The sequence below is a fragment of the Kribbella turkmenica genome (genome assembly GCF_004348725.1).
Classification (GTDB): domain Bacteria; phylum Actinomycetota; class Actinomycetes; order Propionibacteriales; family Kribbellaceae; genus Kribbella; species Kribbella turkmenica.
In genome coordinates this window covers 1-13,311 of the sequence record NZ_SMKR01000192.1, presented here as the reverse complement: position 1 = coordinate 13,311, position 13,311 = coordinate 1, and the positions used below count along the sequence as shown (strand labels likewise).

Genomic DNA, 13,311 nt, shown 5'->3' with positions numbered 1-13,311 from the left:
TCGCAGTCCGGCCCATTCGCTACCCCACAGGCGGATTATGTTTCTGGATTACAGATATTACATCGCGACATCTTGCCGGACCAGTTGCCCCTAATTGCGCATGTAGGGGCCAGTTGTCCGTCGCGAGCGGCTCGTCCCCTGCTAGACGGGATCTGTCATATGTGTGACGATGCCATATTGTGGATGGCGGTATCCATCATCTAGCTATCAGGAGGCTGCGTGGTGACAGAGGCCGGGACAGCCGAAGCGTGCCCGCGGCACAACGCGGAGCAGGTGGTGGCACGGTGAGGATCCACGCCGCCGACCTCGTTGCCCTGCCCGCCGCAGACGACTGGCCCGCCATGGTCGTCGTCGTCCGGACCGAGGAGGGGCTCACGGGGCTGGGTGAGGTTGGGATGCGGGGCCGCGAACAGGCTGCCGCCGGGCTGGTCGAAGACCTGCAGTCGTTACTGATCGGAGCGGATGCGACCCGGATCGAGCAGCTCTGGCAACTGGCCTACAGGGCCGTGTTCTTCCCCTCCGACCGGCACCAGGCCGCTGTGCTCGGCGGCATCGACACCGCGTTGTGGGACCTGCGTGGTCAAGCGCTCGCGGTCCCAGTCCACGCGCTGCTCGGCGGTCGTACCCGCGACTACGTGCCGAGCTATGCGCACCTCCCGAAGGGCCGACCGAACGAGGTGCTTGCACGCGCGGTGGAGCTGGCCAGCCAGGGGTGGCGTCATCTACGGATCGGTGTGTGGGATCCGCGTGAACCCGAGTTCGAGCCGCGCAGGGCACTCCGGGCCACCGTCGACCTGTTGCGTGAGCTCCGGGCCGGGCTCGGCGACGAGGTCGAGCTGATCATCGACGTCCATACCCGTCTCGACCTGGCCGAGGCCGTCCAGCTGTGCCGGGAGGTCGAGCCGCTGCGGCCCTTCTTCGTCGAGGACCCGCTGCGGAGCGAGCACCTCGCGGCGTACAGCTCGTTACGGCGGCGAACCGGAGTGCCGCTGGCAGCCGGCGAGCAGCTGTGCACGAAATGGGAGTTCAGGCAACTGCTCGACAACAACCTCATCGACCACGCCCGGATCGACCTCGCACACACCGGAATCACGGAGGGCCGGAAGATCGCCGCCCTCTGCGAGGCGCACCACGTGCAACTGGCGCTGCACAACTCGCTCGGTCCGGTATGCACCGCAGCGTCCACCCACTTCAGTACCTCGGCATCGAACGTCAGTATCCAGGAGCAGGCACAGCGAGTGGCTTCACCGCTCGGTGCGTTCACCTCGACCGTCGTGGCCGGTCCGGGCACGCTCACGGCGTCGGACGCGCCCGGCCTCGGCATCACCGCGGACCTATCCCTGGCGGTGGCATTGGAAACCGGGCAGATTCCGCAGCTTCGCCGACGCGATGGTTCGGTGACGAACTGGTGACGCGTGCCGCCCCGGCAACCAGCCACGGAGCGTTCAGGTGACGAGGATCGCGGTCACCGGCGCCGCGGGTGGAGTCGCGACCCTGCTGCGTCCGGCACTGGCGGACCGGACCGTTCGGCTGGTGGACCGCCGCCCGCTGACCCGCTCCGCCGCGGCTGGCGGGGACCGGAGTGGCGCAATCGCGGGCTGGGGCGACATCGACGCGGTCTGGGGTGATCTCGCCGATCCCGCCGTGGCGGCCGCCGCGGTGGCTGGGGTTGACGCGGTCCTGCACCTGGCCGGCAACCCGGGGGCCGGCGCGAGCTGGGACGAGTTGCTCGGTCCGAACCTGGCGGCGACGGCTGCCCTTCTCGACGCGGCGGCCGCTGCGGGCGTTCGCCGGGTGGTGCTCGCCAGCTCGGTCCACGCGCTCGGCGGTCGGACCACGGACGGTGAACTCATCGACCCGCAGGGGCCGCCGAGGCCGTGCTGCCGGTACGGCGCGAGCAAGGCTTTCGCCGAAGCAGCAGGTGCGGCCACGGCATCCTCCACCCGAACCACGGTTGTCTGTCTGCGCCTCGGCGGGTGCCGTCCGGCGCCACCGACCTCTTCCTGGGCACCAACCTGGATCGGGGTCGACGACCTGACCAGCCTGGTCGAGGCCGCGCTCGGTGCCGATCTGCGGTACGGCGTCTACGCCGGGGTGTCTGCCAACACCACCACGCCGTTCGGACCCGGGACGGCGGAACGCGACCTGGGCTGGCGGCCGCGGCAGGACTCCTCGACGTACGCCGTTCCGCCTGGTGACGGCGACGGTGGCCTGTGCCCAGGTGTCCGCCTCGGGCAGCGGTAGGCCGGGTTCGCCCCGAACCGGCGCGCCAGCACTCGCGGGCGGTCCGGCCCGATCCCACTGCTCAGTCCTCACTGGCGAGCCGCGCTCGCAGATCCGCCCGTCCGACCGCGGCGGGCGACAGCGCCGACAGTCCGCCGTCGACCGGGAGGACCACCCAGGTGATCGCCGAGGAGGCTGGTCTGGCCAGGAATGCGACCGCCGCGGCGACCTCCTCCGCGCGGATCCTCCGGCCCAGCGGGTATCCGCCGGCAGCGTCCGGCAACGTGTCGCCGCCCACCATCCCGGGGCGCCACCACGTTCACCCGAATACCGCGAATCCCGTAGTCCACCGCGAACTGGCGGACGAGTGCGTCGACCCCGCCTTTGGCCGCGGCGTACGCCGGCACCCAGGGCGCGAGGAACGAGTTGAAGGGAGGACACTGCAACGACGCTCGATCCCGCGGGCGGGCGCCGCAAGGTGGCCCTGACCGCGAAGAAGCAGGTGTCGAGCGTCGCCATCGCATCGCGCCACTGGGCGTCGGTGGTTCGATGGGCTGGCGCGATCGGCATCCGGCCGGCAGACGTGACCAGGACGCCGATCCCGCCGGGCCGCGTCGCGACATGGTCGACTGCAGTCGCTGCGCGTTTGGGGTTGCACAGTCCGCAGCAAGGTGCAGCTCGACTCCCGCGACCGGCTCATCGTCCAGCGACACACCGGCGACCCGGCCGGCCGTTAGCGATCAGCGCGCTCACGATGGCCGCGCCGATCGGCGTCGTCGCGCCATCACGAGCGCGCAGCGGCTCATGAAGCGCCCCCTGTGCACGTGACCGGCCGGATCGCCGAGTTGCATACGGAGGTCTGGTCTCGGCAATGGCCGGCATCAGAGGGTCACGCTCAGCGAGGTGGGGCCCCGGTGTGAGTTCCAGCTGGTCGAGGATTGCAGTCAGCCCGCCCGGCTGCGCGTGTCGAGACCAGCCGGACAGTGGCGTGATCGATCAGGCCACGGCCCACCATTACCTCCTTGTTAACAGCCCAGGCAATCTCGGGCTGCAGGCCGAACACCAGCAGCGGCAACAGGGCATCGAACCCGTGCTTTGGCGTCGTCCTGCCGACCGGCCTGATAACCGGCGAGGATCGCGCCGCAGGGCCGGCGCCTCGCAAGCGGGCATTTTGCCGACCGCACCGGCCGACGGCTCGTCCGGCAGGAACAGGGCGTTCTGACCTCCCGGCAGCACGAATCCGGGCTCGTCCATCTTGTCAACGACGGCTGCGACTTTCGCTGCCGTCGGCGGCGCCTCGACCTTGACGGAGGGTGACGCCTGGGATCTGGCTCAGCTGGATGATTTGCTGCCGCGAGATCGCCACCCCGGTGGCGCCGAGCGCGTCCTGCACCATCACCTCGGTGCCTGTAGCGGCCACCGCCGCATAGAACTCCGGCAACTCGGCGACGCTGGCCGGCACCAGGAGGGTGGAAGAACCATGAGAACGTCAGCGCCGGCATCGATCGCGTCGGCTGCTTGCTGCACGGCGGTGCCGGCTGAGGTCGCTGCTACGCCGGCAATCACCAATGCGGGCGCCGCTCACCACCCGTGCCACCTCCTCGGTAACCACCCGACGTTCGGCCGCGGTCAGCGCGAACGCCTCGCTCGCCATGCCAAGCACCGCGATCTCGCTCACGCCGCTCGCAAGTCCGAACTCGGTCAGTCGGCGCAGGGTGCACAGATCCAGGCCACCGTCGGGCCGAACAGGTGTGGCCAGGATCGGAACCAATCCCTCGACAGTGGGCGACACCAGAACTCCTCCGCCAGCGAACGGATAGCCCCGGCATCGATCTCGACGCCGAGGCCACGGCCAGACGGAACACCGATGCCGTCCTGCCGGATGTCGAGTGGGCTCGCCAGGACCGCACGTCCGATCTGCACCGAGGTTGGCTGGTACTCGAAAACCACCAGATCCTCGACCACGGCGGAGCCAACGTCGGCTGCGGCCATGTTCAGCATCATTCAACTTCCAGGAGGTGTTGCGTCTCGCTATCATTTGCATCAAGCTTTCACATTGCGGATGGCCAAGTCTAGCCATGGACAAGTCGCCAGCAAGCTGATCCGAAGGCCGACCCGGAGGACCGCCATGACACTGCATGACAGCGCACGAAGCGCCCGCCGATCCCGCGATCGCTGGCTCGCCGGAACGACCGCCTGGCTGACCGTGTTCGCAGCCGCGGCCAGTGTGGCATCGGGCCCGGTGACGTCGGCGTACGCGGCCGATACCGGAAACTGCAAGGGGGTCTGGACAGGTCCCGCGGAGGAGGTCGTCTCGGCCGCGACTCGTCAGTCTCTGGACCTGCAGGCGTGGCCTGATGGAACGATGGGTGTTCTTCCCGACACCAGTGGAACCTACAAGTTCTTCGCCGTTGACGCACTTGGCGGCACCGGCGCTTTGGACCAGCGTCCGACCGTGACAGCGGGCACGCTCGAGAACCCCGTCAGCGGTGGCGCAACCCGGCATTCGGTGCTCAACGCCGGAGGCGAGTTCACCTATATCGGCGGAGTGGAGGTTTACCAAGACCCAGGGTCCGGAACGATAGTGCAGCTGCTACACGAGGAGCGGGACCTCAGCTCAGGAAGTTCCTTCTGGAGCGAGCTACATCTCGGCATCGTCAACGAGGCTGCAGGGACGGTCACCGATCTCGGTGCCATCATCCGGCCACAAGTTACCTACGCTGAGGCTGACTCGGCAGGGCGGGGCCACGACATCGGCGGATCACTGGGGACGATCATCAATGATGGCGGCACGGACTACTTCTATCTGCATTACGTCGACCTCCTGTGGGTGTCAGGTCAAATCAGACGCACCTCGCTATCGGTTGCCCGGGCGCCCGTGAGCGCAGTGATCGCAGCCGCACAGAAGGGCACGGTCACCACCTGGTCGAAATACCACAACGGAGTATGGGTGCAGCCGGGGCTCGGCGGGGCATCTGCCGATATCGATGTGGGTAGGCCGACACAGCATCCGAATGTGGTGCGAAGTGACGCGCTGAATACGTACCTGATGGCAACTCCACACCAGAACGCTGTCAGCTCGTGGCAAGAGATGGCGCTATCCGCATCGTCCGACGCGATCACCTGGGCGCCGCGAGTTCCGCTGTTCCGTGATCCGGGCCGGCGGAACATGTATCCCACGATCGTCGGCACCGCCGACACCCATCCCGACCTACCGCTCCGCTCGTTCTGGCTCTACTACATCCAAGTCGTCGACGGCGAAGGATGGTCGACGACCAAACTCCTGCGGAGGAAGGCGGTCTGCACCTCGGGGTTGGCCGCCGAGGGCGTCAATCTCAAGCGGTATTTCAACGGCACCGATCACTGGGTCAGCACAGTGTCTCCTCCGTCCGACTACTCCCTGGAGGGCAGCGCCTGGTATCTGCTGTCAACGGTTCAGAGCGGCACTCGAGCGCTCTACAGCTGTCAGGCGAGCTGGGACCAGTTCGTCTCCACCGATCCGAGCTGTGAAGGCGTGACGAATGCCATTCTCAACACCGAAGGATGGATTCATACGTCGCCTCCAGCAGAGCCCAACGTGGCCATCTACCGATGTCTGAGGGCAACCGGCGATCACTTCGTGTCACAGTTCTCGGACTGTGAAGGCCACATCAACGAGTTCCGGCTGGGGTACGCCCTGACCTAGCCTTGAGTCTGCTGGACGAGTAGGTGACAGTTTCGGTCAAGCAGCCTGACTGGCGGGCGTGGTCATGATTGCTTCGAATTCGATGCAACGTGTCCTCCGCGGTGAACAGTTGCTGGCCGGCGCGGATTTGAGCGGTGCCGTAGCGGCGGGCTGTGGTGACGAGCTTCTTGATCGACCAGCCGGTGCGGTTCTCGATGACAAGGAACGCGGCTCACCCTTCAAAGACCGCCGAGCCGCCGGACGACTCGTCGAAGGACAAGGGCGTCGGTCCTCGAAGTACAAGGTGCTGACGTCGTACAGCACAGAAGTCAGGTAACCCACGCCGTCCCTAGCTGGACTCGCCGGATCTTCACGCGCGTCGAGGAATCAGACGCCGAAGGCTCGGCTGGCAGCCGCTGGAACAGGTGACGGCGGCACCGGGTGAGTGAGGCGCGGTGCCGCCGTCAGGTAAGTCAGGACTCCAGTGCGCCTACCACCAGGCTGCGTGAGAAGCTGCCGGACGGCTCCTTCTGGTAGGCGTTGAATACGTAGCCGAACGTGGCCGTCGCCTGGCTGGTGAGCCGGCCGGTTCCGTCGAGCGTCAGAGCCGGAGCGGCGTTCGGGACGAGGTTGGTCGCCAGGAAGGCCGCGCCCGGGCTCCAGGCGCCGCCGAGCGCTGTCTGCTGCTTGTGGATCAGCAGGCCGTCGTTGCGGCGGACCACCAGGGTCAGCTTGTCCTGGGCGTCCGTTGTCACAACGGGATCGCCGCCGAGATCGCCGTAGAGCACCTCTTGGCCTGGGACCCAGCCGCCGCCTGCGACAGCTTGCCGGCGATGGATCAGTTGTTGGGCCGTGGTTCGGACCAGCAGCGTCAGCCGCCCATCGGCATCGAGGGCGACCGCGGGCCTGCCGGCGGAGTCCTCGACCAGTACGGCGGTGGCGGGATCCCATGGGCCGCCGGGCTCGCGCTGCCAGCCGTGGACCAGTTGGCCGTTCTCGCGCCGGACGAAGTACGTCACCTTCTTATCGTTGTCCAGGGCAACCACCAGGTCTCCGGAGGCCCCGTCGGTCAGGACGACGGGCGAACCGAATCGGCCGCTTCCGGCTGCGGATTCCTCGACGGCGACCACTCGTCCGTCCGGGTCGACGGCGAGGACGGTCACCTTGCCGGACGCGGCCACCACAGCGCTCGGCGTACTCGTGGTCGAGGTGGCAAGGTCGGACCCCGACCAGTGGCCGGCCGGAGCGGTCTGTACGCCGTACCAGACGGCGCCCGCCGTCGGGGCGACGACTGCGAGACGCTGCAAGGAGTCGGCCAGGAGAACCGGATCACCGGTGACTCCGGTACGAATGGTGGTGGCGCCCGCCGACCAGGATCCGTCGGCGCCTTGCCGTCCGGTGACCAGCCGGCCGTCCGTGGTCCGGGCCACGAAGACCAGGCGGCCGGTGACATCGCGCCGGAGTGCGGGCGTGCCCGTGATCTTGGTGCCGATCACTTGCGGCGAGGTCCAGCCGAAGCTGCCTGGTTCGGTCTGGCGCGACTGCAGCAGCCGCCCGGAGGCCGTCGTGACCAGCGAGTTGAGCCGGCGGTCGGCATCCAGGGCCGTGACCGGAGTACCGACCGCGTCGCTCTTGGAGGTCCGTACCCAGCCCGGAGCCTGACCGACATCTTCCATCATCGTGATGAACTCGTCGTACGATCCGGTCAGCTTGGGTGATCCCCAGACCTTCTGGGCCAGTGAACGCAGCGGCCGCTCGAGGTTGGCGGCCAGTTCCTCGTTGGTGTCGTCCGGCTTGCCCGGTGCCGAGTACATCCACGCCTGCAGCCGGGCCCCGAGCAGGTTCTTGGTCGCCTCCCCGGTGACGACGTCGCGCCCGTTCAGGGCGTTGAACCGGGTCACGTCGAAGGTGTTGTAGAGACCGCGCGGGTCCAGCAGGTTCAGACCGCTGTCGTAGTACAACTCACCCATCGAGGCGTTGAGCAGCTTGTGCCCGCCGAACGAGCTGGCCGGGTCCGTGTGGTCCTGGGGGGTCAGGGTCTTCTCGACCGGGTACGGGCGGATCCAGAACTCGATCTCGATGTCCTTGTCCAGCCGCAGCACGCCGGTCGACTGCAGCGTGTCGTTCCAGGCCCGCAGGGTCTTGCCGTGCTCCTTGACGATGCTGTTGACGTAGTTCAGGAACCACACGTACGCGTCGTAGCTGGTGGCGGCCGGATTGCCGGTCTTTTCCTGAGCGAACCGCTTGAACTGCGGGAAGTCGTCGAAGGTTGGTGCGAGCCAATACGGGAACTTCATGTACTCGTCGGCGCCGGTGCTCCAGGTGCGGCCCGGGAACAGGTCGATCCAGCGCTCGATCTCCGACCTCACGATCTCGAGGGCGCCGGGCTTGGTGAAGTCGAACGCCTCGCGGGTCAGCGGGTTGTCCGGGTCGTTGGCGAGCCGGTACTCCGGATGGCGCCGGAGCGTGTCGAAGGCGTGGGAGGGCATGCTCAGCCACGGCGTCAGGTTGACGTGGTACTTCTCCGAGAAGGCGGTCAAGTCCAGAATCTCGGCCTTCGTCAGACCACGCGGCCCGAGGAGGGCCACGTCCAGCTGGTTCATCTTCAGGTAGGACAGCTCACGGATGAGGTTGTGCCACCAGTCCTTCGAGTAGCCGCGGGGAACGGTGTCGATCAGGACGCCGCGCTCGGGGTACTGCGACCAGTCGCGCGCCGTGCCGCCGGGGATCGTCGTCGACGTCCGCAGCAGCTGGAGGACCGACCGGGTGCCGTGGAAGGCTCCCGTCGCGGTCCGCGCCGCCAGCACCACCGTTGCGTCGACGGTCATCGTGTAACCCTGCTCGCCCAGTGCGGCGTCCGGCGAGCCGAGGGTGAGGACGATGTCCCCGGCTCGTGCGCTGTGACGACTTGCGGCCAGGACCGCTGGACGGCGGCCGGTCAGGTCGGCGATGTCCTCGGCGAAGGTGGTGGCGTCGGCCGACAACGCGCCGGCGTGGTCGGGCTCGACCAGGATCCGGCTCGAGGCGCCGAAGGTGTACGGCCTGCCCCCGGCCGTCCACTCCTGCAGAGCGGGGATGGTGACCGGCTTGGCGGCCGCGATCGCCACGGGTGTCGCGGTGGCGGTCGCAATCGGTGTCAGCAGGGCGGCGAGGCCCAGGCACACCAGGAGCGCGGCGAGTAATCGCCGATGTTTGATCATGCGGGATCTCCTTCAGGCGGATTCGCGGCGCGGCGGCGTCGCTTGGAGCGGTTCGGTACCTCGGGCGGGGTGAGGTGCCCGGAGACGGCGGAGGTGGTGGTGCTCAGAGCCTGCGCCGCGTCGTCGCCGCCGTGCTGGGCGACGGCGACGAAGAGAAGGTCGATGAGCAGGAGCTGCGAGTGCCTGGCCGCCAGAGCCTCGGAGCGGAACCCTGTCTCCTGCACCGTGGTCGTCAGGACCTGGCCGGCTTGGACACCGACCGGCGAGTCGGCCGTGTTGGTGAGGGCGACCGTCGGTGTACCCCGAACCGCGGCGGCCGCCAGGACTTCGACCGCCTCGGTGGTTCGTCCGCTGTGGGAGATGACCAGCACCACGTCGTCCGGCCCGAGCAGGGCGGCACTCGTCAACCCGGAGTGCACTTCGGTGGATGCCCACGCGGCCAGTCCTAGCCGGCGCAGCCGGAAGACCAGTTCCTGGGCGGCGAACGAGCTGCCACCGATCCCGAACACCTCGATCCGCCGCGCGGACAGCAGCGTGGTGGCGATCCGGCCGACGGTTGACGGATCGATCCGGGCAGCCGTCTCCTGCATCGCCCGGGCGTCGATCGCGGCCAAAGTCGTCGCGACCTGTTCCAGCGGTGTGGTCGGGCCGATCTCGACCCCGAGGTCAAGGTTCTTCGAAGCCTGTTCCTCACGACCGATCTCGGTGGCGAGTGCGAGCTTCAGGTCGGAGTACCCACGCAGGCCCAGAGCGTGGCAGAGGCGGTTCACGGTGCCTACCGAGGTGCCGGTGGTGGCCGCCAGTTCAGCGATCGTCGCTCTGGCCGCCAGCTCCGGAAACTCGACGACGTACGCCGCGACGTCCTGCAGTGCGGTCGGCAAGGCGGCCAGCTCACTGCGGAGGCGACCGAGGAGTCCGAGCGTGGTGAGGTGATCCGGCCCACTGGTAGACATGGGAAGATAGTTCCAGCTGACCCCGAGCTTGTGAACACTTCGCGGAATTTTTTTCCAGTGATCACCGCGTGCGACCTAGGCCCCTACCGGTGAGTGAGCGAGCGAGCAGCTCCCGTGCGCCGGAGACCGTTCCGGGTAGTTGCCGGTGGCGTGAATAACTTTTGGGGGCGGCCCGGCTCGAACATCTTGGTCTGAGCAGCCCACTGGTTCTGCGCCACACATTTCGTGCAGCAGTGCCTTCTCGCGTCTACTGAAAGCCCATCGACCAACTGTCCGTCATCCGTCGGTTCTGCCCGGGTCCGGCGCGGTTTCTCACCGAGGTCCTGGATCAGGTGGTGGCCAGGCCGCTCCTGGTGCCGAGCACTCGAAACGGTGGGCGCACCCGGGAGCCGGTCCCGCGGCGGGCAGGGGCCGCGGGACCGGGGTTCGGTGGGTCAGAAGCCTGAGTTGCCGGGGCCTCGGGTGAGGGTGAAGCCCTGGGTGTTGTTGAGGCCGCCGGAGGTGGCGCCGGTCACGGTGACGTAGTCGAAGGTGCCGCTGCCGGGAACCTGGAGGTCGATGCCGTAGGTGCCGGTGTTCTGGATCCTGACGTGGTCGAAGGTGATGTTGGCAACGGTCTTCTGCCAGCTCATCAGGATGCCTTGGTAGGTGCTGTCGATGATGTCGACGTCCTTGACGAGAACGGGTGCGGTGATCTCGCGTGCTTCGGCGTACACCCAAAGACCGCCCTGGCTGCTGTTCCAGTCGGTGTTGAAGCCGCCGGCCCGGGTAATGGTGTTGCGCTGTACGGCGGTGGTGCCGCTGAAGGGCTGTGCCGAGTGCCAGGTGCTGACTGTGATGCCGGAGGCGGTGTAGACGGTGTCGGACAGCAGGTTGTCCTCGATGCGGTTGCTCTCGCCGCCGTAGATCGCGGCCGTGTTCGCCAGGGCGGGCAAGGCCGCGGTGTTGAAGGTGAACGCGCAGTTGGCGACCGAGCTGCTGAAGGACCACATCGCCATCGCGTCGTCGCCGGTGTTGCGGAAGACACTCTGGTCGACGCGGCTGTTGCGGACCGGGCTGCCGTCGCCGCTGAAGGTGTTGAGGTTCAGCCCGTCGGCGAACGTGTCGCGGATCCGGACGCCGACGACGTACAGGCCGTCGGTGCCGCTGTTGGCCCAGATGCCGGTCTTCGCGTGCTCGATCCAGACGTTGTGGATGAGCGATCCGGTGCCGAAGTTGCCCTCGAGCGCGGAGTCCGTGGTGACGACGCCGTCGGGATCGCGGTACCGGACGTCGCCCGCGAAGGTGAAGTCGGCGAGCTGGACGTTGCCGCCGACGGCGAAGAACCCACCGCGGCCGGCATTGCCACGGATCGTGGAGTGCCACATGCCCGCGCCGCGGACCGTCACGTTGTCGACGTTCAACCGAGCGGTCAGGTCGAAGGTTCCGGAGGGGACCCACAGGGTCCTGCCCGCCGCCTTCGCCGCGCTGATGGCAGAGTTGAACGCGGCCGTGTCGTCACCAGATCCGGACACGGCACCGTACGACGTGACGTCGATCGAGTTGGCCGGCATCGAGTACGCCGGTGCGACGACCTCGGCGTTGATCAGGTCGACGGTGATCGGCGTCGACGTGTCGTTCTGCAGCCGCAGCGTGGTGCCTGCCGGATAGCTCGGCAGGGTGGTACGGGCTTCGTCGTAGAAGCGGTGTCCGCCGCCGAGCCCCGGATCGTTCGGGAACGGGTAGTTGCCGTAGACCCAGCTGTACGCCGACGTGAGCGTGACGTCCTTGACCTTGGCGCCGCCGACGTACACACCCAGCGGTGCGGTGATTCCGGTGCCCGCGGCGTTGTCCGGGATCGAGTAGCGGACGACGAGGGAGTTGGTCGGTTCGGTGAGGAGGAAGTCGAGGTACTTGCCGGCGTTGTCGAGCCGTACGGCGCGGCGGCCGGAGGACTCGGACGGGACAGTCCGGTAGGTGCGGTCGGGGCCGAGTACGACGCCGTTCGTGCCGGCGTCCTCAGCTTCGTACTCGGTGTACGGGACCGTCGCACCGCGGGCGGCGAGAGACGTGGAGCCGCCGACAGTGAGGTCGTCCAGCGCGACGTCGCCGCTGTCGCCGGCGTCGTACTGGTAACCGACGAGGTTCAGCCCGGACCTCAGTTCTGCGGTCTGCTGGGCGGTGGTCCAGCCGCTGTTCGCGGGAAGCGAGGCCTGGCCGGCCTGGATTCCGTTGACGTACAGGCTGAGTGTCTTCGTGCTGCCGGAGTCGTTGCGGTAGCGAAGCGTCAGCGCAGTACTTCCGGCAGTCGCGACGTTGACGGTGCGGATCACCCGGCTGCCTGGTGCCGTGAACCCGGTGACGTATCCGCCGCCGGTGAAGCCGGCGATCGACGTCCCGACCGAGGTCCCGCCGGAGAGGAAGCCGCGTTCGAGCGCATTCGGCGGGGCGTCGCCGACCCCGGCTCCGACGACCAGGTTGTCGAGGTTGACGTTGCCGGAGTCGGTGCTGTCGAACCTGTACGCGATCGTGTTGCTTCCGGCAACCAGTGTGACGGTCTCGGACACCGTTTCCCACGTGTCCCAGTTCGCTGTCGGGCGCAGGCTGATCTGCCGGAGCTTTGTGCCGCCGACGTACAGCGAGAGCGTCATCGCGACGCCGGTGCCGTTGGCGTAGCGCAGAGCCGCGGTCGCGGTTCCGGCAGCTGCGGAGGTGACTGTGAAGGCCGTTGCCGCGCGGCCCTTGTTGCCGTCGACGTATCCGCCGACGAATCCGGCCCCGGTGAAGCCGCTGTGGTCATTCGCCACCACAGCTCCACCCGACAGGGCGGCGTTCTCTGCCTCGTACGCCCCGTCCGCCGAAGCAGGCGCTGCGTCCACCATCACGCGGTCGAGGTTGACGTTGCCCGAGTCCGTGGTGTCGAAACGGTAGGAGACTGCGCTTGATCCGGCGGGCAGGGTGACCTGTGTGGTGAAATCGGTCCACGACTCCCAGGATCCAGTTGCGGGCAACAGGAGCTGACGGATGCGCGAGCCGCCAACGTACAGCGAGAGGGTCTTGTCGGAGCCGGTGCCGTTGGCGTAGCGGAGGGTGAGGGTGCTGGTGCCGGCGGCTGGCGTGGTGACCGTGAGCGTGACGGCAGCCGTGCCCTTGTGCGGGTCGGTGAAGCCGCCGACGTACGCCGTACCGGAGTAGCCCGGGTGGTCGGTTTCGGCAGCGGCGCCGCCGGACAGGGCGGCTGCTTCGGCCTCGTAGGTCGTGGGGGCCGCGGTGGCCGGGGCATGGGTGAGTA

10 protein-coding genes and 1 pseudogene are annotated in these 13,311 nt (G+C 67.8%); 3 read left to right on the top strand and 8 right to left on the bottom strand.

The window, feature by feature from the left end; genetic code table 11:
• The first annotated feature begins 284 nt into the window (after positions 1–284).
• On the top strand, positions 285–1,412 hold the full coding sequence (locus tag E1218_RS30935) for a mandelate racemase/muconate lactonizing enzyme family protein (protein ID WP_132326588.1): 1,128 nt from the start codon (positions 285–287) through the stop codon (positions 1,410–1,412).
• A 37-nt stretch (positions 1,413–1,449) separates the two neighbouring features.
• On the top strand, positions 1,450–2,244 hold the full coding sequence (locus E1218_RS30930; RefSeq protein WP_132326587.1) for an NAD-dependent epimerase/dehydratase family protein: 795 nt from the start codon (positions 1,450–1,452) through the stop codon (positions 2,242–2,244).
• A gap of 61 nt (positions 2,245–2,305) precedes the next feature.
• Here E1218_RS30930 and E1218_RS37855 read toward each other — a convergent pair whose 3' ends face one another.
• The 5 genes and pseudogenes from E1218_RS37855 to E1218_RS36315 form a co-directional block, all read right to left on the bottom strand.
• Entirely contained in the window at positions 2,306–2,524 is a 219-nt protein-coding gene (locus E1218_RS37855) for an SDR family oxidoreductase (RefSeq protein ID WP_202866286.1), read from the bottom strand.
• 16 nt (positions 2,525–2,540) lie between these two features.
• Positions 2,541–2,747: pseudogene (locus tag E1218_RS38320) on the bottom strand (SDR family oxidoreductase); the annotation flags it as partial.
• A 734-nt stretch (positions 2,748–3,481) separates the two neighbouring features.
• On the bottom strand, positions 3,482–3,685 hold the full coding sequence (locus tag E1218_RS30920) for a hypothetical protein (protein ID WP_132326586.1): 204 nt from the start codon (positions 3,683–3,685) through the stop codon (positions 3,482–3,484).
• A 27-nt stretch (positions 3,686–3,712) separates the two neighbouring features.
• On the bottom strand, positions 3,713–4,015 hold the full coding sequence (locus E1218_RS36320; protein WP_165949493.1) for a dihydrodipicolinate synthase family protein: 303 nt from the start codon (positions 4,013–4,015) through the stop codon (positions 3,713–3,715).
• Positions 3,925–4,227, bottom strand: coding sequence for a hypothetical protein (locus E1218_RS36315; RefSeq protein ID WP_165949491.1), 303 nt, complete (start codon positions 4,225–4,227; stop codon positions 3,925–3,927). Before E1218_RS36315 ends, E1218_RS36320 begins: the two co-directional genes overlap by 91 nt.
• A 124-nt stretch (positions 4,228–4,351) precedes the next feature.
• Here E1218_RS36315 and E1218_RS30910 point away from each other — a divergent pair, with 124 nt between their 5' ends.
• Positions 4,352–5,908 carry a hypothetical protein gene (locus E1218_RS30910; RefSeq protein ID WP_165949492.1) on the top strand — a complete coding sequence of 519 codons (1,557 nt, stop codon included), beginning with the start codon at positions 4,352–4,354 and terminating at the stop codon, positions 5,906–5,908.
• Positions 5,909–6,360: 452 nt separating this feature from the next.
• Here the strand turns inward: E1218_RS30910 and E1218_RS30905 are convergent, their stop codons facing one another.
• The 3 genes from E1218_RS30905 to E1218_RS30895 all read right to left on the bottom strand — a co-directional run.
• Positions 6,361–9,087, bottom strand: coding sequence for a glycoside hydrolase family 20 zincin-like fold domain-containing protein (locus tag E1218_RS30905; RefSeq protein ID WP_132326583.1), 2,727 nt, complete (start codon positions 9,085–9,087; stop codon positions 6,361–6,363).
• A complete protein-coding gene (locus tag E1218_RS30900) occupies positions 9,084–10,040 on the bottom strand; it encodes a MurR/RpiR family transcriptional regulator (RefSeq protein ID WP_132326582.1) in 957 nt (318 codons plus the stop codon). Before E1218_RS30900 ends, E1218_RS30905 begins: the two co-directional genes overlap by 4 nt.
• A gap of 434 nt (positions 10,041–10,474) precedes the next feature.
• Positions 10,475–13,311 (bottom strand): CBM35 domain-containing protein (locus E1218_RS30895; protein ID WP_132326581.1); only part of this gene is annotated, 2,837 nt, incomplete at its 5' end.

Bases quoted from the DNA above. Each gene is read 5' to 3' on its own strand.
- E1218_RS30900 (WP_132326582.1), bottom strand. From the start codon at position 10,040: ATGTCTACCAGTGGGCCGGATCACCTCACCACGCTCGGACTCCTCGGT.
- E1218_RS30905 (WP_132326583.1), bottom strand. From the start codon at position 9,087: ATGATCAAACATCGGCGATTACTCGCCGCGCTCCTGGTGTGCCTGGGC.
- E1218_RS37855 (WP_202866286.1), bottom strand. From the start codon at position 2,524: ATGGTGGGCGGCGACACGTTGCCGGACGCTGCCGGCGGATACCCGCTG.
- E1218_RS30910 (WP_165949492.1), top strand. From the start codon at position 4,352: ATGACACTGCATGACAGCGCACGAAGCGCCCGCCGATCCCGCGATCGC.
- E1218_RS36315 (WP_165949491.1), bottom strand. From the start codon at position 4,227: ATGATGCTGAACATGGCCGCAGCCGACGTTGGCTCCGCCGTGGTCGAG.